Raw genomic sequence first — 20,659 nt, forward strand, 5'->3', positions numbered from 1 at the left:
AACTACAGGGGAACGCGGGGACTCACATGACTGACGGCGACGCTGCGCTCGACAAGGCGTGGGGATCCATCCTCACCACCTTGGAGAAGGACGAGCGTGTCACGCCGCAGCTCCTCGGCTTCCTCAACCTGGTCGAACCTAAGGGCATCATGGCCGGCACCTTCTATCTCGAGGTGCCCAACGAGTTCACCAGAGGCATGATCGAGCAGCGCAGCCGGCTGCCTCTGCTCTCGGCCATCGGCGGCCTCGACTCCGAACTGCAGGTCTCCACCTTCGCGATCGTCGTGAACCCGGATATCGAGCAGGAACTGCTGCAGACCGCGACCGAGACCCCTCAGCCCGAGGCACCGAGCATGAGCAGCTACGCGGAAACCCCGACCGCCGTGGCGCCGCCGCCACAGGCATCCGCCGAAGTCACCGTCGCCCCCCGCGCCACGGACACGCGCCTCAACCCCAAGTACAGCTTCGACAACTTCGTCATCGGCCAGTCCAACCGCTTCGCCCACGCGGCCGCCGTCGCCGTCGCAGAAGCGCCCGCCAAGGCCTACAACCCGCTCTTCATCTACGGCGACTCCGGGCTGGGGAAGACCCACCTGCTGCACTCGATCGGCCACTACGCGATGAGCCTCTATCCGGGCATCCGCGTGCGCTATGTCAGCTCCGAAGAGTTCACGAACGACTTCATCAACTCGATCCAGAACAACCGCGGGGCGAGCTTCCAAGCGCGTTACCGCAACATCGACATCCTGCTGATCGACGACATCCAGTTCCTGCAGCGCGCGGTGGAGACGCAGGAGGCGTTCTTCCACACCTTCAATACACTGCACGACCACAACAAGCAGGTCGTGATCACCTCCGATCTGCCGCCGAAGATGCTCACCGGCTTCGAGGACCGCATGCGCTCGCGCTTCGAGTGGGGTCTCATCACCGACGTGCAGGCTCCCGACCTCGAGACCCGCATCGCGATCCTGCGCAAGAAGGCGCAGAGCGAGAAGGTCATGGTGCCCGACGACATCCTCGAGTTCATGGCGACGAAGGTGTCGAGCAACATTCGCGAGCTCGAGGGCACGCTCATCCGCGTGACCGCGTTCGCGAGCCTCAATCGCACACCCGTCGACATGACGCTCGTGCAGACGGTGCTCAAAGACCTCATCACGCTCGACGACGACAACATCATCGCGCCGGTCGACATCATCACCGCGACGGCCGACTACTTCAAGCTGTCGGTCGACGACCTCTACGGCTCCTCGCGCTCACAGGCGATCGCGACCGCGCGGCAGATCGCGATGTACCTCTGCCGTGAGCTCACCAATCTCTCGCTGCCGAAGATCGGCCAGCTGTTCGGCAACCGCGACCACACCACCGTGATGTACGCGAACAAGAAGATCAGCGAGCTCATGAAGGAGCGCCGCTCGATCTACAACCAGGTCACCGAGCTGACCAGCCGCATCAAGCAAACCCGCCGCTGACGGCTTCGAGGAGCGCTGCGCGCTCCCCAGTCGCCGGGCGCTGCTGTCCCCCGCAGTGAGGACTTGCGTTTGCATCCGTTCTGCCGCGCCTTTTCACACTGTGGATAACTTGTGGAGTGTTAAGGCATAACCGCCCGCCGGATGTGGGGGACCGCCCGATTCGTGTGAATGACAGGTTTTCAGCGACTCCCTTGTCATTGCGCGGATCGCCGCCTCACCACACCCCGCTCACAACTGACAGGAATGTAGTTCCGGTGCCACGACTGGCGTGCACCGAGTTATCCACACTCTCCACATCCGTTAAGACCGTTAACCGAGATTCTTGTAAGACAGCGATTCCCCAACCTCCACAGTCGGGCCGATCGAATCACACGCTTGTCTGCGCGCTCCGATCGCGGCGCTAGCATGGTGACGACTTCCGTCCGCCGACTTTCCAGGGGTGTGTTTTGCGATTTCAGGCCAATCGCGACGTTCTGAGCGATGCCGTCTCTTTCGCTGTCAAACTCCTGCCGCAGCGCACGACGCTGCCGATCCTCTCCGGCATCCTGATCCGCACGACCGACTCCGGAATCTCGCTCTCCTCGTTCGACTACGAGGTCTCGTCGCAGACCGAGATCGACGCAGAGGTCTCCGAGCCGGGCACCATCCTGGTCTCGGGGCGCCTGCTCGCCGACATCGTCTCCCGCCTGCCCAACGCGCCCGTGCAGTTCTCGACCGATGAGGGCAAGATCGCCGTCAGCTGCGGCTCGTCGCACTTCACACTGCTGTCGATGCCCGTCGAGGAATACCCGACTCTGCCGCAGATCGAGCAGTTCAGCGGCGTGGTACCGGCGGATGCGTTCGCCGAAGCGGTCGCCCAGGTCGGCGTGGCCGCGTCGCGCGACGATGTGACCCCGGTCATCACCGGCGTCCAGCTCGAGATCGCCGAGAACGCGCTCAGCCTCGTCGCGACAGACCGCTATCGCGTGGCCGTTCGCGAGATCGATTGGGACGGCTCGGCTGGCGGCGTCGAGCAGGCGAGTGCGCTCGTTCCCGCCCGTACCCTGCAGGAGATCGGCAAGACCCTCGGCCACGCCGGCAACATATCGGTGGCCATCCAGAACAACGACGAGCGCGAGCTGATCGCGTTCACCGCTGAGAAGAAGACGGTGACCTCGCTGTTGATCAAGGGGAACTTCCCCCCGGTGAAGCGGCTCTTCCCGGAATCCGTCGACAACTATGCAGTGCTCAACACCGCCGAGCTGATCGAGGCGACCCGCCGTGTGCAGATCGTCCTCGAGCGCGAAGCCGCACTGCGCTACACCTTCACGTCAGAGGGCCTGACGCTCGAAGCCATCGGCTCCGAACAGGCGCAGGCCTCGGAGAGCATCGACGCCCTCCTGACTGGGCAGGACACTGTCGTCTCGCTCAAGCCCCAGTTCCTGCTGGACGGTCTGAGCTCGGTGCACTCGGAATTCGTGCGCATCTCGTTCACCAAGACCGAGAACCCCAACAAGCCCGGTCCGGTGCTCATCACGAGCCAGACCAGCAGGGAACAGGCCGGGAGCGACACGTACAAGTACCTGCTGCAGCCGAATCTTCTGCTGCGGTAGTCGACAAGAAGAAGGACCACTCATGCACATCGGTCTCGTTGGTCTCGGCAAGATGGGCAACAACATGCGCGCCCGCCTCGAGAAGAACGGCGTCGAGGTCACCGGCTACGACACCAACCCCGCGGTCTCTGACGTCGCTACCCTCGCCGACCTCGTCAAGGCGCTTCCCGCCCCGCGCACCGTGTGGATCATGGTGCCGGCCGGCAAGATCACGGACGCCGTGGTCAACGATCTGGAGGGACTGCTCGAGAAGGGCGACCTCATCATCGACGGTGGCAATTCGAAGTTCACGGACGACTTCCGTCACTCCGAACAGCTCGCCGCCAAGGGCATCGACTACATGGACGCCGGCGTCTCCGGCGGCGTCTGGGGTCTCGAGAACGGCTACGGCCTGATGGTGGGCGGCTCCGAGGCCCAGGTCGAGCGCGTCATGCCCGTCTTCGACGCGCTGCGCCCCGAGGGTCCGCGCGAGGAAGGCTTCGTGCACGTGGGCGAGGTCGGCGCCGGCCACTACGCCAAGATGGTGCACAACGGCATCGAGTATGCGCTGATGCAGGCGTACGCAGAGGGCTACGAGCTGCTCGACACCCGCAAGGACATCATCAAGGACGTCACCGGCACCTTCAAAGCATGGCAGCGCGGCACGGTTGTGCGCTCCTGGCTGCTCGAGCTGCTGGTGCGCGCCCTCGAGGCGGACCCCGAGTTCCAGAACATCGAGGGCTATGTGCAGGATTCCGGCGAGGGCCGGTGGACGGTCGAAGAGGGCATCAACAACGCGGTGCCGCTGCCCACGATCTCGGCGTCGATCTTCGCCCGCTTCGTCTCCCGCCAGGAGGACTCGCCGGCGATGAAGGCCGTCGCCGCACTGCGCAACCAGTTCGGCGGCCACGCCGTGAAGGCCGTCGACTAGCTCATGACCGCTGGTTGAGGAGCGCGCAGCGCGTCTCGAAACCAGTTCGCCGAGGGTTTCGAGACGCCGCCTTCGGCGGCTCCTCAACCTTCGGCGTCGGGGGAGGCTGCAGCGTTGCACGTGAAACGCCTCTCTTTGAGCGACTTCCGCAACTACCGCGATGCCGAGCTCGAGCTCGAGCCGGGCGTCACCGTGTTCGTCGGCCCGAACGGTCAGGGCAAGACCAACCTCGTCGAGTCGCTCGGGTATCTCGCGACGCTCGGCTCGCACCGGACCTCGGTCGATTCAGCGATGATCAGGGCGGGGGCGGATGCCGCCGTCATCCGTGCCCTGCTTCGTCACGTCGATCGTGAACTGCTCGTCGAGGTGCAGCTCAATCGCGGCTCTGCGAACCGCGCGCAGGTGAACCGGTCGGCGGTGCGCACCCGCGAGCTGCCGCGGTATTTCTCGAGCGTGCTGTTCGCACCAGAGGACCTGGCGCTCGTCCGCGGAGAACCGTCGACGCGGCGGCGCTTCATCGACGAGCTTCTCGTGCAGCGCTCACCCCGGCTCGCCGGCGTGCAGGCGGACTACGCGCGCATCGTCACCCAGCGCAATTCCCTGCTGAAATCGGCACGGGCCCAGCGCATCAAGGAGTCGCAGCTCTCGACCCTGGAGATCTGGGACGAGCGGCTCATCGAGCTCGGTAGCGAGCTCATCGACCGGCGCGAGGCGCTCGTCGTCGAGCTCGCCGAGCCGTTGCGCGCGGCGTACCGGGCTGTGGCCGGCGTCGACCAGCATCCGAAGATCTCGCAGCGGCTCAGTATTTATGGCGCAGCCGGCGATGAGGAGGAGACGGATGCCGGGGGGCCGACCCTTCGAGGCGGCACCGAAGGCGCCTCTTCAGAGCTTGGCAGTGGTGCGACAGCGGAGGCGTTCCGGGCGGCACTCGCGGGAGTGCGGCGGAAGGAGCTCGAGCGAGGGCTCACCCTCGTGGGGCCGCATCGCGACGACCTGCTCTTCGAGCTCAACGAGCTGCCCGCCAAGGGGTACGCGAGTCATGGCGAGTCATGGTCGTTCGCGCTCGGGCTGCGGCTCGCGTCGGCGCAACTGCTGCGCGCGGAATCCGCCATCGGCGACCCGGTGCTGGTGCTCGACGACGTCTTCGCCGAGCTGGACTCGGCTCGGCGACGCGCGCTCGCCGGCGCGATCGGCGACTTCGAGCAGGTGCTGATCACGGCCGCGGTGCTCGAGGACGTCCCGGAGGAACTCGGCGCGCGCCTCGTCAAGATCCGCGCGGGAGAGGTGGTGGCGGAGTGAGCGAGCCGACCAGCGAGGCGTCCGCCGTCTATCTCCGTCTCAAAAAGCTGTTCGGTGGGCCGACGCCGCGCGCGCAGAAGAGCCGCCGGGGACACGACGGTGGAGAACCCGGGTCTGAGCCGTTCGGTGCTGGGCGAGACCCGCGCGGGCTCGGATCCGTGATGGATGCGCTCACGACCGAGCTCGGCTGGGACTCCGAGCTCGACAAGGCCGAGCTGATCGGAGCATGGGCCGAGCTGGTCGGCGAGGACACCGCGGCGAGGTCGCAGCCGCTCGGCATCGAAGACGGCGTGCTGACCGTCCAATGCGACTCGACCGCCTGGGCGACGCAGCTGCGCCTCATGCGCGTCGAGTTGCTGACTGCAATCGCTCAGAGGTACCCGCGGGCAGGCATCCAATCGATCCGCTTCAACGGACCGGACGTACCGAGCTGGAAATATGGTCGCAGGTCCGCGCAATGGCGCGGTCCTCGCGATACTTACGGCTGAGACGGCAAATCTCATGTCGCGCGTGTAAAAAACGCGTCAGAACGGCGCAGAGCCCCGGGAAACACACCCCCTCCTGATAAGATGGAATGTCAAGTTTGCTGGGGTCAGGAGCGCAATTTCACATGACGACCGAACCGACGACAGGGGCCGGCGCAGGCTCGAAGGATGAGAGCTACGGCGCGAACCAGATCCAGGTGCTCGAAGGCCTCGAGGCGGTCCGGAAGCGTCCGGGCATGTACATCGGCTCGACCGGACCCCGCGGTCTGCACCACCTCGTGTGGGAGATCGTCGACAACGCGGTGGACGAGTACCTTGCCGGCTCCGGCGACCGGGTGATCGTGACGCTGCTCGAGGACGGCGGCGTGCAGGTCATCGACAACGCGCGCGGCATCCCCGTCGACATCCACCAGCCCGAGGGTATCTCCACCGTCGAGCTCGTGCTCACGGTGCTGCATGCCGGCGGCAAGTTCGGCGGCGGCGGCTACGCGGTCTCCGGCGGCCTGCACGGCGTGGGCTCCTCGGTCGTGAACGCGCTCTCGAGCCGCCTGGACGTCGAGGTCAAGCGCCAGGGCCACGTCTGGACCCAGAGCTATCACGACGGACACCCGCAGGCGCCGCTCGCCGAGGGGGCGGAGACCGACGAGACCGGCACCACCATCACGTTCTGGCCGAGCGAGAAGATCTTCGAGACCGTCGAGTTCGACTACGAGACACTGCGCTCGCGCTTCCAGCAGTATGCGTTCCTCAACAAGGGGCTCACGATCGAGCTGCACGACGAGCGCACGCTCGAGAAGACCGACGACGAGGGCGAGCCGATCGAGGCGCGTGTCGACGTATTCCACTACGAGCGCGGCCTCGAGGACTACGTCGAGTACCTCAACTCGATCAAGAAGAACGACATCGTCAACGACGAGATCATCCACTTCGAGTCGGAGGACACCGAGCGCAAGATCGCGCTCGAGGTCGCCATGCAGTGGACGACCGCGTACAGCGAGAGCGTGCACACCTACGCCAACACGATCAACACGCATGAGGGCGGCACGCACGAAGAGGGCTTCCGTGCGGCGCTCACCACGCTCGTGAACCGCTACGCCCGCGAGAAGGGCATCCTCAAGGAGAAGGACGACAACCTCTCCGGCGAGGACGTGCGCGAGGGCCTCACTGCGGTCATCTCGGTGAAGCTCGCCGAGCCGCAGTTCGAAGGCCAGACGAAGACCAAGCTCGGCAACACCGAGGCGAAGTCCTACGTGCAAAAGGTCGTCGGCGACCAGCTCGGCGACTGGTTCGAGCGCAATCCGAACGCGGCGCGCGACATCATCCGCAAGGGCATCCAAGCGGCGACCGCGCGCATGGCCGCCCGCAAGGCGCGCGAGACCGCCCGCCGCAAGGGTCTGCTCGAGGGCGGCGGCATGCCGGGCAAACTCAAGGACTGCCAGTCGAAGGACCCCACGATCTGCGAGATCTTCCTCGTCGAGGGCGACTCGGCCGGCGGGTCCGCGACTCAGGGCCGGAATCCGATGACCCAGGCGATCCTGCCGCTGCGCGGCAAGATCCTGAACGTCGAGAAGGCGCGCCTCGACCGCGCGCTCGCCAACGCCGAGATCCAGGCGATGATCACCGCGTTCGGCGCCGGCCTCGGCGAGGAGTTCAAGCCCGAGAAGGTGCGGTACCACAAGATCGTGCTGATGGCGGATGCCGACGTCGACGGCCAGCACATCACAACCCTGCTGCTGACGCTGATCTTCCGCTACATGCGGCCGCTCATCGAGCTCGGCTACGTCTACCTCGCGCAGCCGCCGCTCTACCGCCTCAAGTGGACGAACGCCGAGCACGACTACGTCTACTCGGATGTCGAGCGTGACGCGCTCGTCGCCGCCGGGCAGGCCGCGGGGCACCGGCTGCCGAAGGAGAACGGCATCCAGCGCTATAAGGGCCTCGGCGAGATGAACTTCGAGGAGCTCTGGGACACGACCATGAACCCCGAGACCCGCACCCTGCGGCAGGTCACGATGGAGGACGCGGCCGCAGCCGATGAGGTGTTCGCGACCCTGATGGGCGACGACGTCGACTCTCGGCGCCACTTCATTCAGAAGAACGCCAAGAACGTCCGCTTCCTCGACGTCTAGAACCTGCCGGCATCCGTAAAGAGAAGAAGACATGTCTGACGAGACCCCCGGTACCGACGAGACGAACATCCACGGCAAGATCGACCAGGTCGACCTGCAGCTGGAGATGCAGCGGTCGTACCTCGACTACGCCATGGCCGTCATCGTCGGCCGTGCGCTGCCTGAGGTGCGTGACGGCCTGAAGCCGGTGCACCGCCGCGTGATCTACGCGATGTATGACGGGGGCTACCGCCCCGATCGCCCGTTCTCGAAGTGCGCGCGCGTCGTCGGCGACGTCATGGGGCAGTACCACCCGCACGGCGACTCGGCGATCTACGACACCCTCGTGCGCCTCGTGCAGCCATGGGCGCTGCGCTACCCGCTCGCGCTCGGCCAGGGCAACTTCGGCTCGCCCGGCAATGACGGCGCCGCCGCGCCGCGGTACACCGAGACGAAGATGGCGCCGCTCGCGCTCGAGATGGTGCGCGACATCGACCAGGACACGGTCGACTTCCAGCCCAACTACGATGGCTCCACGCAGGAGCCGATGGTTCTGCCCGCCCGTTTCCCGAACCTGCTGGTCAACGGCTCGGTAGGCATCGCGGTCGGCATGGCGACCAACATCCCGCCGCACAATCTGCGCGAGGTGGCGGATGCCGCGCTGTGGGCGCTCGCCCACCCCGAGGCCACCCGCGAGGAGCTGCTTGAGGCCGCGATGCAGCGCATCAAGGGCCCCGACTTCCCGACCGGCGCCCAGATCCTCGGCACCAAGGGCATCCACGATGCCTACCGCACGGGCCGCGGCTCGATCACGATGCGCGCCGTCGTCAATGTCGAGGAGATCAACGGCCGCACGGCTCTCGTCGTCACCGAGCTGCCGTACCAGGTCAACCCCGACAACCTCGCGATCAAGATCGCCGAGCTCGTCAAAGACGGCAAGCTCGCCGGCATCGCCGACATCAACGATGAGACATCGGGCCGCACAGGCCAGCGCCTCGTCATCACGCTGAAGCGCGACGCCGTCGCGAAGGTCGTGCTCAACAATCTGTACAAGCACACCCAGCTGCAGGAGAACTTCGGCGCGAACATGCTCGCCATCGTCGACGACGTGCCCCGCACGCTCTCGCTCGACGGCTTCCTCACCGCGTGGATCGACCACCAGATCGAGGTCATCGTCCGCCGCACGCAGTTCCGGCTGCGCCAGGCGGAGGAGAAGGCGCACATCCAGCGCGGTCTGGTCAAGGCGCTCGACGCGCTCGACGAGGTCATCGCGCTGATCCGCCGCTCGCCGGACGTCGACGAGGCCCGCACCGGCCTGATCCGACTGCTCGACATCGACGAGCTGCAGGCCAACGCCATCCTCGCGATGCAGCTGCGCCGTCTGGCCGCCCTCGAGCGGCAGAAGATCATCGACGACCTCGAGGCCCTCGAGCGCGAGATCGCCGAGTACAAGGAGATCATCGCGTCGCCCGAGCGTCAGCGCTCGATCGTCAGCGACGAGCTCACCGAGATCGTCGACAAGTTCGGCGACGAGCGCCGCACCGACATCCTGCTCGGCTACGACGGCGACATGTCGATCGAGGATCTGATCCCCGAAGAGGAGATGGTCATCACCGTCACGCGCGGCGGCTACATCAAGCGCACCCGCAGCGACAACTACCGCTCCCAGCACCGCGGGGGCAAGGGCGTGCGCGGCGCGCAACTGCGCGGCGAGGACATCGTCGACCACTTCTTCGTCACGACGACGCACCACTGGCTGCTGTTCTTCACGAACCTGGGCAGGGTGTACCGCGCCAAGGCGTACGAGGTGCCGGAGGGTGGGCGCGACGCGAAGGGCCAGCACGTCGCGAACCTGCTCGCGATGCAGCCCGACGAGCAGATCGCGGCGATCCTCGACATCCGCGACTACCAGGTCGCAACGCACCTCGTGCTCGCGACCCGCGACGGCCTCGTCAAGAAGACGCCGCTCGAGGAATACGACACCAACCGCACCGGCGGCATCATCGCCATCAAGCTGCGCGAGGGCGACGAGCTGATCTCGGCGCTGCTCGTGGAGAACACGGATGACGTGCTGCTGGTCTCACGCAAGGGCATGTCGCTCCGCTTCACCGCGACCGACGACGCGCTGCGACCCATGGGCCGCTCGACGAGCGGCGTCAAGGGCATGAGCTTCCGTGACGGCGACAGCCTGCTCGCGGCATCCGTCGTCAGCGACTCCGGCTTCGTCTTCGCGGTGACAGAAGGCGGCTACGCCAAGCGCACCTCGGTCGACCAGTACCGGCTGCAGGGCCGCGGCGGCCTCGGCATCAAGGTCGCCAAACTCGTCGAGGACCGCGGCGACCTCGCCGGCGCACTCATCGTCGACGAGGACGACGAGGTGCTCGTCGTGCTGCAGAGCGGCAAGGTCGTGCGTACGGCCGTCTCAGAGGTTCCCGCAAAGGGCCGGGATACTATGGGCGTCGTCTTCGCCCGCTTCGCGGATGACGACCGCATCATCGCCCTGGCGCGCAACGTCGAGCGGAAGCTCGCCGGTGACGACGTGGTGAGTGAGGCGAGCGAGGGTACCGAAGAGGCAGTACTTACCGAAACGACAGAGCCCGTAGAGACGGGCCCGGCGGAGGGTGAACCGACAGATGAGCAGTAGCGTCGCCGAGCGACTCGCCCGCAAGACGGCCAAGCGCCCCACGTCGAAGCAGGTCCGCCTCAAGCTGGTCTACGTCGACTTCTGGTCGGCCGTGAAGGTGTCGTTCCTCGCCGGCCTCGCGATCGCGATCATCGGCATCGTCGCCACATTCCTGCTGTGGACCGTGCTGACGCAGACCGGCGTGTTCAAGCAGGTCGCAGAACTGTTCTCCTCGATCGGCGGCCAGAGCTCGAGCGGTCTGCTCGACGCGGTCGGGCTCGGCAATGTGATGAGCTTCTCGATCATCGTCGGCATCCTCGACCTGATCGTCGTGACCGCGCTCGGAGCGGTCATCGCGCTGCTCTACAACCTGTCGGTGAAGATCACCGGGGGCCTGCTGGTGGGCTTCACCAACAACTGATTTCCGTTCGGGCGGATGCCTGTCCCAGGGTTCTCCCGGCACGATTTCGCCGCAGCAGCAATCGTCCGGTAATCTCTAACAGGTCCGTTTCACGGGGCTATAGCTCAGGCGGTTAGAGCGCTTCACTGATAATGAAGAGGTCCCAGGTTCAAGTCCTGGTAGCCCCACTCGTTTTTATTTCTCCTTCGGGGGCCTTAGCTCAGTTGGTAGAGCGCCTGCTTTGCAAGCAGGATGTCAGGAGTTCGAATCTCCTAGGCTCCACTCGACGCCCGGCCTGCTGGTCGGGCGTTTTGCTTTCTCGGCAGGCGTCGAACAGTGCGGCGATGTCGTCTCGATTCGAGGCGGGCGACATCCCAGCACTTCTCGTTGTTCGCAAGACACCCTTCCGGCCCCCTCGTCCGCGGTGGAGCTGGTGCGCACCAGCACGGGCGTGGTCGTGCTCGACTACGCCCGCGAAAGCTAGGGTGAGAGCGTCCGTGCAGATGGGAGGGGGTCCCGGTGTGAGGAACCTGCTGAGCGGGCTGGTCTGGATCTTCCTCTATCTCGCGTTCTGCCTCGCGCCGCTGCTGCTGGTCGTCGGGCAGGACAACCCGCCGGGGCGCGCGTTCCTCGTCGAGTTCTCCGTGGCCCTGGGCTTCGTCGGGCTCTCGGTGCTCGCCCTGCAGTTCGCGCTCATCGCCCGGTTCCAGACGGTGGCGGCTCCGTTCGGCATCGATGCGCTGCTGAAATACCACGTGCAGATCACCTTCTTCGGGCTGGGGTTCGCGCTCGCGCATCCGATCATCCTGTTCTTCGCCGATCCGAAGTACCTGCCGCTGCTCGACCTCGCGACGGCGCCGTGGCGCGCCCGGTTCGCGTTCACGAGCGTGATCGCCCTGCTCGCCTTGGTCGTGCTCTCGCTGTGGCGGCAGCGGCTGCGGGTGAGCTACGAGGTGTGGCACATCACCCACGGCCTGCTCGCCGTCGCCGTCGTGCTGTTCGCCCTGCTGCACGCGAGCCTCGTCGGCTTCTACGTCGTGGGCGTCGTGCGCCACGTCGTGTACGACGCCTACATCGGCGGGCTGGTCTTCCTGCTGCTGTGGATCCGCGTGATCAGCCCGCTTGCGCGCTATCGGCGGCCCTGGCGCGTCGTCGAGGTGCGGCCGGAACTCGGCAACGCGAGCACCCTGGTCGTCAAGCCGGTCGGGCACGTGGGGTTCAGCTTCGATCCGGGCAATTCGGGTGGATCGCGGTCGGGCGCTCGCCGTTCAGCGTCACACAGCATCCGTTCTCGTTCTCGTCCGCCGCCGACACACCCTCGGGCGGCGCGATCAGCATCACGATCAAGGCGGCGGGTGATTTCACCCGGCTGATCCCGACCGTGAAGCCCGGAACGCGGGTGTACGTCGACGGTCCGCACGGGGTCTTCTCGATGGACCGGCGGCAGGCGCCCGGCTATGTGTTCATCGCCGGCGGTGTCGGCGTCACCCCGTTCGTCAGCATGCTCGCGACGATGAGGGAGCGTGGCGACGTGCGCCCTGTGACGCTCTTCTACGGCAGCCCGAGCTGGGACGAGATCGTGCTGCGCGAGCAGCTCGCCGAGCTCGAAGCTGCGCTGCCGAACCTGACGCTGGTGCACGTGCTCGGCCGGCCCGACCCGTCATGGACCGGCGAGGCCGGTCGAATCAGCGCCGAGCTGCTCCGCCGGCGGCTGCCCGCGCAGTTCCGGCGCTACGAGTACCTGATCTGCGGACCGACCCAGATGATGGATGCCATGGAGGACGCCCTCGTCGAGGTCGGCGTTCCCCCAGCCCGCATCAGCAGCGAACGATTCGACATGGTCTGAGAGGAGCGACGTGCGGCAGAAATGGGTCACCCGGCTCGTCATCGCCATGGGCTCGGTGCTCGTGCTGGCCAGCCTCGCCTTCGCGTGGGTGCGGGCGTGAGGCATCCGTTGATTGAATGAGAGCATGAGCGCAGCCGACGTCATCCCTGCCCATCTCATCCACCTGCTCGAGGAGCCGAATTACGGATTCCTCGGCACGATCCGCCCGGACGACACCGTGCAGGTGAACCCGATGTGGTTCGACTTCGACGGTGAGACGCTGCGGTTCACGCACACGACCAAGCGGCAGAAGTTCCGCAACCTGCAGCACAACCCGGCGATGAGCTTCGCCGTGATGAACCCCGAGAACCCGTTCAACTACCTCGAGGTGCGCGGGAAGCTGGTCGAGGTCGTGCCCGACCCGAGCGGCGAGTTCTATGTGCATCTCGGCAAGCGGTACGGCAACGCAGACCAGACGCCGCCGCCGGACAGCGCCGATCGGGTCATCCTCGTGATGTCGATCGAGCGCTACACGACGCAGTAGCGAACAGCCCGCCTGCCCTGCTCACCCGCGCAGGGCGGCGGCGAGGCGCTGCTTCAGCCACACCCGCGCGCTGATCGACTCGGGCAACCAGGTGGCTGCCGGGAAGACGTGGAACGCGTCGGACGCGGTGAACGTCGCCACGTCGACACCGGCGGAGCGGGCGGATGCCGCGAAGTCGCGCGCATCCGGATAGAGGATGTCGCGCGTGCCCACGACGAGCGAGGTGGGCGGCAGGCCCGCCGGGTCGGCGAACAGCGGGCTCACGTCGGGGTGGTCGATGCCGAGCTCGCTCGCCCACAGCCGCCCGGCGATGCGCAGGCCGGGCACGGCGAGGCTGGGGTCGCGGCGTTCGAGTGCCTGCGCCTCCGGGTTGCGCAGGCCGGCGTCGAGCCACGGGGCGAACAGGGCGAGATGCGCCGGTGCGGACGGGGTGTCGTGCAGCCGCGCCGCGACGGCCAGCGCGAGACCGCCGCCCGCGGAATCCCCGGCGACGATCGGCGTGATGCCCTCGCGCTCTGTCAGCGCCGTGATCGCTGCTGCGACATCGGCGACGCCGCGCGCCGCAGTGCCGGTCGGGGCGAGCGTGTAGTCCACGGCGAAGATGCGCACGCGCAGATCGCGTGTGAGGGCGTCCGTCAGCCACCAGTGCGCCGTCTCGAACTGGTGCACATAGGCGCCGCCATGCACGTAGACGAGCGGGCGGGCGGAGAGCGGGATGCCGCGCGGCTCGATCACCGTCGTGCGCAGCGGCCCCAGGCGATCCTGCGAGATCAGGAGCCGTCGTGCCGACGAGCGCGGGGGCGTCGCGAAGGGCTTGCCGATCGACGCCTCGATGTCGGCGTGCGACCGCGGCTCGGACACCATGATGCGCTTGCTGCGCAGGAGTCGCACGGCGGCGGCCGTGACGCGCAGGAGCGGGGAGGGGCGGGCGGTGAAGGCATCCGTCATGTCCGCACAGTAGCCGCAGTTAGGCTCGGGACATGGCACTTCGGGTCGCTGCGTACTGCATCATCGTCGACGACGGCAAGCTGCTGCTCTCCCACTGGAATGAGAACGGCAGCAGCGGTTGGACCCTGCCGGGCGGCGGGCTCGACCCCTATGAGGACCCGGCGGATGCCGCGGTGCGCGAGGTCTTCGAAGAGACCGGGTACCACGCCGAGCTCGGCGAGCTGCTCGGCATCGACTCGCACCTCGTGCCGGCCGAGCACCGCTTCCACGGCGCGACCGAGCCGCTGCAGGCGCTGCGCATCGTCTACCGCGCCCGCGTCGTCGGCGGCGAGCTCACCAATGAGCTCGACGGATCGACGGACGAGGCGGCATGGTTCGACCTCGGCGAGGTCACGACGCTGAAGCGCGTCGGCCTCGTCGAGGTCGGACTGAGATTCGCCGGGATCGAGCTATAGGGAGACCGAGGGGTCTCGATACGCCCGCTTCGCGGGCTACTCGACCAGCGGGGGCGGGGCTATTCGGCGGGCGAGTCCGGCTCGTCGGCGACCCAGAGCTCGTCGTCGGTGCGGAAGGTCTGCCACACGGCGTAGGCGACGCCCGCGAGCGCGGCGACGCCGATCGCGATGCCGATGTAGGTGCCGATGCCGGCGCCCTTCTTCTTGGTAGGCGCGGGCGCCTTGCCGACGACCTTGCCCGTGGTGTCCTTGAGGCGCTTGACCGCGGCCTTGACACGGGTGTCGTTCGCGACGTCGGCGACCGAGAGTGCGGTGCCGAGCGCGGTGCCGATGGCCGGGACGAGGGTGCGGTTCACGACATCGCCCGCTTTCTCGGCGGCGGGGACGACGTAGCTGTTGTAGCCCTCGCGCACCCGCGGGTAGAGCTGCTCACGGGTGAGATGCTGAGCCTGCGTGCCCGCCTGCTGCGCGACGGCGCCGGCGTGCGCGAGCACCTCCTGCTGATGCGCGAGCAACTGCTGCGCCTCCGCCTTGAGCTTGTCGAGTTCCTTGAGGCGCTTCTTCGAAAGCGAAAGAGACGTACTCACCGGGCTTACCTCCCACGGGGTTGGTTACGGGGTGCGCGAAACTTCAACCCATCTTGCCACCTGCCCCCCAGGACACCACCAGGGCATTGACACACGCTGTGGAAGAATTGCACGCATGTCGATTCACACCGCCGTGGCCACCATTCACACCAATTACGGCGACATCCTCGTCAACCTGTTCGGCAACCACGCGCCGAAGACCGTGAAGAACTTCATCGGCCTCTCGACCGGCGAGCAGGAGTGGGCGAACCCGGCCACCGGCGAGCGCTCGAACGAGCCGCTCTACAAGGGCGTGGTGTTCCACCGCGTCATCCCGAACTTCATGATCCAGGGCGGCGACCCGCTCGGCACCGGCACCGGCGGCCCCGGCTACCAGTTCGACGACGAGATCCACCCCGAGCTCGCCTTCACCAAGCCGTACCTGCTCGCCATGGCGAACGCCGGCAAGCAGATGGGCCGCGGCACGAACGGCTCGCAGTTCTTCATCACCACCGACCCGACCACGTGGCTGACCGGCAAGCACACCATCTTCGGCGAGGTCGCCGACGACGCGTCGCGCGCGGTCGTCGACAAGATCGCCGCCGTGCCGACCGACGGCCGCGACCGCCCGCTCGACGATGTCGTCATCGAGTCGATCGACATCGCGAACGTCTGACGCACGGGTCGACTGAGGAGTCCGCATGAGCTACGGCGCCCAGGCGGACTCCAACGTCTGCTACCGGCACCCGAACCGGCAGAGCTTCGTCGTCTGCCAGCGCTGCGGCCGCACCATCTGCGGTGAGTGCCAGACGCCGGCGCCCGTGGGCGTGATCTGCCCGGAGTGCATGCGCGAGGCACGGGCGAGCGCACCGCGCACGCGGCCTGAGGCGATCAGGAGAATCGGATTCCTGAGCCGCAGCGGCCAGCCCGTGATGACCTACGTGCTCATGGCCGTGTGCATCTTCGTGTACATCCTGCAATCGATCCCCGGTGTCGGCTCGCACATCACGAATGCACTGTTGTACGCCGGGGTCTACTCGTACCCGACAGGCACCTTCGGCAACTACTCCTTCGAGCCGTGGCGGTTGCTGACAAGCGTCTTCGCGCACGGGGGGCTGCTGCACATCGCCCTGAACATGTACACGCTGTGGATCTTCGGCCAGATCCTCGAGCCGATGATCGGGAAGTGGCGCTATCTCGCCCTCTTCCTGATCAGCGGTGTGGCAGGGTCAGTCGGCATGCTGCTGCTCGCGCCGTACACAGGTGCGGTCGGCGCCTCGGGCGCCATCTTCGGCATGTTCGGCGCGCTCGTCGTCGTGCAGCGCAAGCTCGGCGGCCCGATCAGGCAGTTGATCGTGCTCATCGTGATCAACCTGGCGATCGGGTTCTTCCCGATCTTCGGCGGCAATATCGCCTGGCAGGCGCACGTGGGCGGCCTCGTCGGCGGACTGCTCGCCGGTCTCGTGCTCACGGAGACGCGCAGGCGCTCGCAGTTGCCGCTGCAGATCGGGTTGCTGATCGTGCTCGCGATAGTTGTGGTCGGGGTCGGCGTCTACCCGGCGATCTTCCGCAGCTGACGGGGGGAGCCTCTCCACAGCTGTGGAGAACATCACGGTTATCCACAGTCTTAATAACACTGGGGATAATTACAGCCGTGTAATTATCCCCAGTGTGCGGAAGGTGTGGAGGACTCCGGGGGCTACTTCCACCTCGTCGTCATGAGGAAGCCGACGAAGGCGATCGCGAAGCCGATCAGGATGTTCCACGAGTTCAGGCCAGGGATCGGCAGTGCCGCACCGCTCAGGTAGAACACGATGATCCAGAGCAGGCCGACGATCATGAATCCGATCATCAGGGGCTTGTACCAGACGGGGTTCCCCGCGTGTTCGCGTGCGGCAGCGCGCTCTTCGGGCGTGAGCTTGCTACGGGTCTTTGAGGCCATAGCCCCTGAGTTTACAAGGCAAGCTGACTAGACTCACCCGCGTGAGCCGACCGAACCCCGAGAGCGCGACGACGCCCGCGAAGCCGCGGGTTCGCATCTCGTTCCTCGGCGTCGCCGGCGAGCTTCTGCTCACCGCCGGAGTGCTGGTGCTGCTCTTCATCGGCTGGCAGAACTTCTTCAACAGCTGGGTGCTGAACGGCCAGCAGAACGGCGCGGCGGCGCAGCTCGGCAAACAGTGGCTCGAGCAGTCGGGGCCCGCGACGGGCGGCTCGCCGAGCCCGAGCGGCGCCGCCGAGGGTGGGGCATCCGTCGGTCCTCGCGCTGACATCCCTGTGGAAAGCCAGCCGGCGAACCGGCAGACGATCGCGGTGATGTACGTGCCGCGGTTCGGCATCGATTGGAAGCGGACCATCCGCGAAGGCACCGGGCTCGATGTGCTGAACAGCTCGCAGGCGGGCATCGGCCACTATGCCGACACGGGCATGCCCGGCGCGGTCGGCAACTTCGCGGTGGCCGCGCACGACACGGGCTACGGCAGCTCCTTCCTGCACATGCAGAACCTGCGCCTCGGCGACAAGATCTACGTGCAGACCAAGGACGGCTTCTACACCTACGCGTTCCGCAACTACCAGTACGTGCAGCCGAACGAGGTGGCGGTGCTCGACCCCGTTCCGAAGCAGCAGGGCGTGCAGGCATCCGATCGCCTGCTCACCATGACGACCTGCAACCCGCCGTATCACACCGTCGAGCGGCTCATCTCGTATGCCGTGCTCGAGTCGTTCTCGAAGACGCCACCTGCCGCCATCGCCTCGGAGGTGGGCCAGTGAATCGGCGGCGTGTACGGCGATTCACGGGCGGCGCCGGGCGGGGACCGGCGCCGCGAGAGGGGTACTGATGTATGCCGCGCTCTGGCGTGTTCTGCCCGGCCCGTGGTGGCTGCGCCTCATCATCGTGCTGGCGCTGCTCGCCGCGGTGCTGTTCGTGCTCTTCGAGTGGGTCTTCCCGCTCATCGACGGCGTTCTGAACAAGAACCAGCAGGGTACGGTGGGCACGTGACCCGCGTGCTCGTCATCGACAACTACGACAGCTTCGTCTACACGCTGAACGGGTACCTGCAGGAGCTCGGCGCCGAGACGGTGGTCGTGCGCAACGACGTGTTCGATGAGGCGGATGCTGCGGCCGAGCTCGCTGGCTTCGACGCCGTGCTCGTCTCACCGGGGCCGGGAACACCCGCCGACGCGGGGGTGTCGATCGCGATGGTGCGCGCTGCGCTTGAGGCGGGAACGCCGCTGCTCGGGGTGTGCCTCGGGCACCAGGCCATCGCCGAGGCCTTCGGGGCGATCGTCACCAATGCGGAAGAGCTGATGCACGGCAAGACCTCGCTCGTCGCGCACGACGACGACCCGTTCTGGGCCGGGGTGCGGCAGCCGTTCACGGCCACCCGCTACCACTCGCTCGCCGTCGTCGACGGAACAGTGCCGCCCGAGCTCGTCGTGACGGCCCGTACCCAGGCCACCGAGCAGACGCACGGCGGGGTGATCATGGGCCTGCGGCACGTGAGCGCGCCGATCTGGGGTGTGCAGTTCCACCCGGAATCCGTGCTGACGGAAGACGGCTACCGCATGCTGGGGAACTGGCTCGAGGCGGCGGGACTCATCGGGGCGCGGGAGCGGGCCGCCGGGCTCGACCCGCTGCTCAAGGCCTCCTAGGCTTCGCGCGGCCGCCGTCCACGGCCGGCCGGGGTCAGCCGTTCGCGCTGCCGAGGCAGTAGTAGATCGTGATCGACGCGCCCTGCGGCTGATCGCCGACGATCGACTGCTTCGACACGGGCGTGCCCGGCTGCACGGGGCAGCTGGGGTCTGACTGGGGCGGCTGCACATTGAGCCCGAGCGCGGTGAGCGCGGTCTGCGCCTGCTGGATCGGCTGCCTGGTGACGTCGGGGACCTGCACGAGCCCGTTCGACTCGGTGAGGTTGATCGTGTCGCCCTTGTGAGCGGCCGTGTTGGCGGCCGGGTCGGTCGAGAGCACCGTGCCGGCGGGCTTGCTCTGATCGTCCTGCTGATGGACATAGCCGATCTTGAAGCCGAGATCGGTGAGCTTCTTCTGTGCGTCTTTGTCGTTCATATCGACCACGTTCGGGACCTGGATCGTCGGCGCCCCAGAGGAGACCCACACGGTCACTTGGGTGTTGCGGGTCGTGACGAAGCCGGCGGCCGGGTCGGTGCGCGTGACGGCGCCCTTGGGCACGTCGGCCGAGGCCTCGTATTCGACCACGATCTTGAGGTGCGCCTCCTTGATCGCCTGCTGCGCCTGGGCGAGGCTGTCGTTCTCGACGGACGGCACCGTGGCCGACGATGCGCTGATCACCTCGCTCGGATTGTGCTCGAACACCCAGATGAGCAGCCCCGAGAGGACGGACATGACGAGGATGACCCCGGCGATGATCCACAGCGCCGGGGGCCGGCTCTGCGTGCGGGGTTGAGCGGTGTCATCGGCCAGCTGGCGGATGGTCGCCTCGGCCTTCGACACCTGCGCGGGCGGCGGCCCGAACAGCGCATCGGAGCGGTCCGGATGCCTGGGGGCACGCGGCACCTTGCCCTGCGCCGCGGTCTCGAGATCTGCACGGAACTCGGCCGCCGTCTGGTAGCGCTCGAAGCGGTCCTTCTGCAGTGCCTTCCGCAGCACGGCATCGAGCGCGGGGGAGACCCGCGGGTTGATGCTCGACGGCTTCGCGGGGATCTCGCTGATGTGCTGGTAGGCCACGGCGACCGGCGTCTCACCCGAGAAGGGCGGGCGGCCGGTGAGCATCTCGAAGAGCACGACCCCGGTCGAGTAGAGGTCGGTGCGGGCATCCACCTGCTCGCCCTTCGCCTGCTCCGGGGAGAAGTAGTTGGCCGTGCCCAGGATCGCCGTGGTCTGAGACAGCGATGCCGAGGTCTCGGTGATGGCGCGGGCGATGCCGAAGTCCATCACCTTCACCTGGCCCTGGCGGGTGATCATTACGTTCGCCGGCTTGATGTCGCGGTGCACGACCCCCGCGCGGTGCGAGTACTCGAGGGCGGTGAGGATGCCGTCGGCGATGCGGATCGCGTGGACGGGGTCGATCTGGCCGCGGGCCACGAGCTCGTCGAGCGGAGCGCCGTCGACGAACTCCATGATGATGAAGGGCGCCTGCACCTCGGTGCCGTTCGCCTCGCGCACGGTGTCTTCGCCGGCGTCGAACACCCGGACGATAGTGGGGTGGGCCATGCGGGCCGCGGCCTGCGCCTCCTGCCGGAAGCGGGTGCGGAACGCCGGATCCGTCGCGAGCTGGGGCTTGAGCAGCTTGATCGCGACGGTGCGGCCGAGGCGGCTGTCGATGCCCTTGAACACGTCGGACATGCCGCCGCGGCCGAGCAGCTCGCCGACCTGGTAGCGCCCGGCGATCACCCGACGGGTGTCGGGTGTGACCGCGAGTTCCTCAGTGCTCATTGGGCGACAGGTTAGCAACCGT

General features: G+C 66.9%; 21 protein-coding genes and 2 tRNA genes. 19 read left to right on the forward strand and 4 right to left on the reverse strand.

The features are described 5' to 3' along the window. Nucleotides 1-26: 26 nt before the first annotated feature. The 13 genes from dnaA to ABD708_RS02885 all read left to right on the forward strand — a co-directional run bounded on the left by dnaA (nucleotide 27) and on the right by ABD708_RS02885 (nucleotide 13,255). Nucleotides 27-1,469: a chromosomal replication initiator protein DnaA gene (gene dnaA / locus ABD708_RS02825; RefSeq protein WP_344751764.1), complete on the forward strand. Its 1,443-nt coding sequence runs from the start codon at nucleotides 27-29 to the stop codon at nucleotides 1,467-1,469. 446 nt (nucleotides 1,470-1,915) lie between these two features. Continuing rightward, complete coding sequence (gene dnaN / locus ABD708_RS02830; RefSeq protein WP_344751765.1) at nucleotides 1,916-3,061, forward strand: DNA polymerase III subunit beta; 1,146 nt, start codon at nucleotides 1,916-1,918, stop codon at nucleotides 3,059-3,061. Nucleotides 3,062-3,083: 22 nt separating this feature from the next. Further along, nucleotides 3,084-3,971 carry a phosphogluconate dehydrogenase (NAD(+)-dependent, decarboxylating) gene (gene gnd, locus ABD708_RS02835; RefSeq protein ID WP_344751766.1) on the forward strand — a complete coding sequence of 296 codons (888 nt, stop codon included), beginning with the start codon at nucleotides 3,084-3,086 and terminating at the stop codon, nucleotides 3,969-3,971. A 114-nt stretch (nucleotides 3,972-4,085) separates the two neighbouring features. Next, nucleotides 4,086-5,270 (forward strand): DNA replication/repair protein RecF, encoded by a 1,185-nt coding sequence (gene recF / locus ABD708_RS02840; RefSeq protein ID WP_344751767.1) that lies wholly within the window; start codon nucleotides 4,086-4,088, stop codon nucleotides 5,268-5,270. A 161-nt stretch (nucleotides 5,271-5,431) separates the two neighbouring features. Next, the gene (locus ABD708_RS02845; protein ID WP_344751768.1) at nucleotides 5,432-5,758 is read left to right on the forward strand and encodes a DciA family protein; all 327 of its coding nucleotides are present in this window, start codon (nucleotides 5,432-5,434) and stop codon (nucleotides 5,756-5,758) included. Between the two features lie 122 nt (nucleotides 5,759-5,880). Then, entirely contained in the window at nucleotides 5,881-7,884 is a 2,004-nt protein-coding gene (gene gyrB / locus ABD708_RS02850; RefSeq protein ID WP_344751769.1) for a DNA topoisomerase (ATP-hydrolyzing) subunit B, read from the forward strand. A gap of 31 nt (nucleotides 7,885-7,915) precedes the next feature. Beyond that, nucleotides 7,916-10,507: a DNA gyrase subunit A gene (gene gyrA, locus ABD708_RS02855; protein WP_344751770.1), complete on the forward strand. Its 2,592-nt coding sequence runs from the start codon at nucleotides 7,916-7,918 to the stop codon at nucleotides 10,505-10,507. Beyond that, entirely contained in the window at nucleotides 10,497-10,907 is a 411-nt protein-coding gene (locus tag ABD708_RS02860) for a DUF3566 domain-containing protein (RefSeq protein ID WP_344751771.1), read from the forward strand. The genes gyrA and ABD708_RS02860 overlap by 11 nt, the downstream gene beginning before the upstream one ends. A 93-nt stretch (nucleotides 10,908-11,000) precedes the next feature. Continuing rightward, a tRNA-Ile gene (locus ABD708_RS02865) sits at nucleotides 11,001-11,074 on the forward strand. A 21-nt stretch (nucleotides 11,075-11,095) separates the two neighbouring features. After that, nucleotides 11,096-11,168: transfer RNA gene (locus ABD708_RS02870), tRNA-Ala, on the forward strand. A 239-nt stretch (nucleotides 11,169-11,407) separates the two neighbouring features. After that, nucleotides 11,408-12,259, forward strand: a complete 852-nt coding sequence (locus ABD708_RS02875) for a ferric reductase-like transmembrane domain-containing protein (protein ID WP_344751772.1) — start codon at nucleotides 11,408-11,410, stop codon at nucleotides 12,257-12,259. Between the two features lie 8 nt (nucleotides 12,260-12,267). Then, complete coding sequence (locus tag ABD708_RS02880; RefSeq protein ID WP_344751773.1) at nucleotides 12,268-12,732, forward strand: ferric reductase-like transmembrane domain-containing protein; 465 nt, start codon at nucleotides 12,268-12,270, stop codon at nucleotides 12,730-12,732. Between the two features lie 124 nt (nucleotides 12,733-12,856). Then, on the forward strand, nucleotides 12,857-13,255 hold the full coding sequence (locus ABD708_RS02885; protein WP_344751774.1) for a PPOX class F420-dependent oxidoreductase: 399 nt from the start codon (nucleotides 12,857-12,859) through the stop codon (nucleotides 13,253-13,255). A gap of 21 nt (nucleotides 13,256-13,276) precedes the next feature. Here the strand turns inward: ABD708_RS02885 and ABD708_RS02890 are convergent, their stop codons facing one another. After that, nucleotides 13,277-14,203 carry an alpha/beta hydrolase fold domain-containing protein gene (locus ABD708_RS02890; protein ID WP_344751775.1) on the reverse strand — a complete coding sequence of 309 codons (927 nt, stop codon included), beginning with the start codon at nucleotides 14,201-14,203 and terminating at the stop codon, nucleotides 13,277-13,279. Between the two features lie 32 nt (nucleotides 14,204-14,235). Here ABD708_RS02890 and ABD708_RS02895 point away from each other — a divergent pair, with 32 nt between their 5' ends. After that, nucleotides 14,236-14,658, forward strand: a complete 423-nt coding sequence (locus ABD708_RS02895; protein WP_344751776.1) for an NUDIX hydrolase — start codon at nucleotides 14,236-14,238, stop codon at nucleotides 14,656-14,658. Nucleotides 14,659-14,717: 59 nt separating this feature from the next. Here ABD708_RS02895 and ABD708_RS02900 read toward each other — a convergent pair whose 3' ends face one another. Further along, nucleotides 14,718-15,245 (reverse strand): hypothetical protein, encoded by a 528-nt coding sequence (locus ABD708_RS02900; protein WP_344751777.1) that lies wholly within the window; start codon nucleotides 15,243-15,245, stop codon nucleotides 14,718-14,720. A 115-nt stretch (nucleotides 15,246-15,360) separates the two neighbouring features. On the opposite strand from ABD708_RS02900, the gene ABD708_RS02905 reads away from it, so the two are divergent. Together ABD708_RS02905 and ABD708_RS02910 are read left to right on the forward strand one after the other, a co-directional pair. Then, nucleotides 15,361-15,900, forward strand: coding sequence for a peptidylprolyl isomerase (locus ABD708_RS02905; protein WP_344751778.1), 540 nt, complete (start codon nucleotides 15,361-15,363; stop codon nucleotides 15,898-15,900). Nucleotides 15,901-15,925: 25 nt separating this feature from the next. After that, entirely contained in the window at nucleotides 15,926-16,801 is an 876-nt protein-coding gene (locus ABD708_RS02910) for a rhomboid family intramembrane serine protease (protein WP_344751779.1), read from the forward strand. A gap of 122 nt (nucleotides 16,802-16,923) precedes the next feature. Here the strand turns inward: ABD708_RS02910 and ABD708_RS02915 are convergent, their stop codons facing one another. Next, nucleotides 16,924-17,166, reverse strand: coding sequence for a cell division protein CrgA (locus tag ABD708_RS02915; RefSeq protein ID WP_344751780.1), 243 nt, complete (start codon nucleotides 17,164-17,166; stop codon nucleotides 16,924-16,926). Between the two features lie 41 nt (nucleotides 17,167-17,207). Here ABD708_RS02915 and ABD708_RS02920 point away from each other — a divergent pair, with 41 nt between their 5' ends. The 3 genes from ABD708_RS02920 to ABD708_RS02930 all read left to right on the forward strand — a co-directional run bounded on the left by ABD708_RS02920 (nucleotide 17,208) and on the right by ABD708_RS02930 (nucleotide 18,875). Beyond that, a complete protein-coding gene (locus tag ABD708_RS02920) occupies nucleotides 17,208-17,993 on the forward strand; it encodes a class E sortase (RefSeq protein ID WP_344751781.1) in 786 nt (261 codons plus the stop codon). Nucleotides 17,994-18,060: 67 nt separating this feature from the next. Continuing rightward, on the forward strand, nucleotides 18,061-18,222 hold the full coding sequence (locus tag ABD708_RS02925; protein ID WP_344751782.1) for a hypothetical protein: 162 nt from the start codon (nucleotides 18,061-18,063) through the stop codon (nucleotides 18,220-18,222). After that, nucleotides 18,219-18,875, forward strand: a complete 657-nt coding sequence (locus tag ABD708_RS02930; RefSeq protein WP_344751783.1) for an anthranilate synthase component II — start codon at nucleotides 18,219-18,221, stop codon at nucleotides 18,873-18,875. Before ABD708_RS02925 ends, ABD708_RS02930 begins: the two co-directional genes overlap by 4 nt. Before the next feature lie 34 nt (nucleotides 18,876-18,909). On the opposite strand, the gene pknB is transcribed toward ABD708_RS02930, so the two are convergent. Beyond that, nucleotides 18,910-20,637 carry a Stk1 family PASTA domain-containing Ser/Thr kinase gene (gene pknB / locus ABD708_RS02935; RefSeq protein ID WP_344751784.1) on the reverse strand — a complete coding sequence of 576 codons (1,728 nt, stop codon included), beginning with the start codon at nucleotides 20,635-20,637 and terminating at the stop codon, nucleotides 18,910-18,912. Between the last annotated feature and the right edge of the window lie 22 nt (nucleotides 20,638-20,659).

It is taken from the genome of Gryllotalpicola koreensis, from assembly GCF_039538185.1.
GTDB classification, from domain to species: Bacteria; Actinomycetota; Actinomycetes; order Actinomycetales; family Microbacteriaceae; genus Gryllotalpicola; species Gryllotalpicola koreensis.

Bases quoted from the DNA above. Each gene is read 5' to 3' on its own strand.
- dnaA (WP_344751764.1), top strand. From the start codon at position 27: ATGACTGACGGCGACGCTGCGCTCGACAAGGCGTGGGGATCCATCCTC.
- gnd (WP_344751766.1), top strand. From the start codon at position 3,084: ATGCACATCGGTCTCGTTGGTCTCGGCAAGATGGGCAACAACATGCGC.
- ABD708_RS02845 (WP_344751768.1), top strand. From the start codon at position 5,432: ATGGATGCGCTCACGACCGAGCTCGGCTGGGACTCCGAGCTCGACAAG.
- gyrB (WP_344751769.1), top strand. From the start codon at position 5,881: ATGACGACCGAACCGACGACAGGGGCCGGCGCAGGCTCGAAGGATGAG.
- gyrA (WP_344751770.1), top strand. From the start codon at position 7,916: ATGTCTGACGAGACCCCCGGTACCGACGAGACGAACATCCACGGCAAG.
- ABD708_RS02860 (WP_344751771.1), top strand. From the start codon at position 10,497: ATGAGCAGTAGCGTCGCCGAGCGACTCGCCCGCAAGACGGCCAAGCGC.
- ABD708_RS02885 (WP_344751774.1), top strand. From the start codon at position 12,857: ATGAGCGCAGCCGACGTCATCCCTGCCCATCTCATCCACCTGCTCGAG.
- ABD708_RS02890 (WP_344751775.1), bottom strand. From the start codon at position 14,203: ATGACGGATGCCTTCACCGCCCGCCCCTCCCCGCTCCTGCGCGTCACG.
- ABD708_RS02895 (WP_344751776.1), top strand. From the start codon at position 14,236: ATGGCACTTCGGGTCGCTGCGTACTGCATCATCGTCGACGACGGCAAG.
- ABD708_RS02905 (WP_344751778.1), top strand. From the start codon at position 15,361: ATGTCGATTCACACCGCCGTGGCCACCATTCACACCAATTACGGCGAC.
- ABD708_RS02910 (WP_344751779.1), top strand. From the start codon at position 15,926: ATGAGCTACGGCGCCCAGGCGGACTCCAACGTCTGCTACCGGCACCCG.
- ABD708_RS02915 (WP_344751780.1), bottom strand. From the start codon at position 17,166: ATGGCCTCAAAGACCCGTAGCAAGCTCACGCCCGAAGAGCGCGCTGCC.
- ABD708_RS02925 (WP_344751782.1), top strand. From the start codon at position 18,061: ATGTATGCCGCGCTCTGGCGTGTTCTGCCCGGCCCGTGGTGGCTGCGC.
- pknB (WP_344751784.1), bottom strand. From the start codon at position 20,637: ATGAGCACTGAGGAACTCGCGGTCACACCCGACACCCGTCGGGTGATC.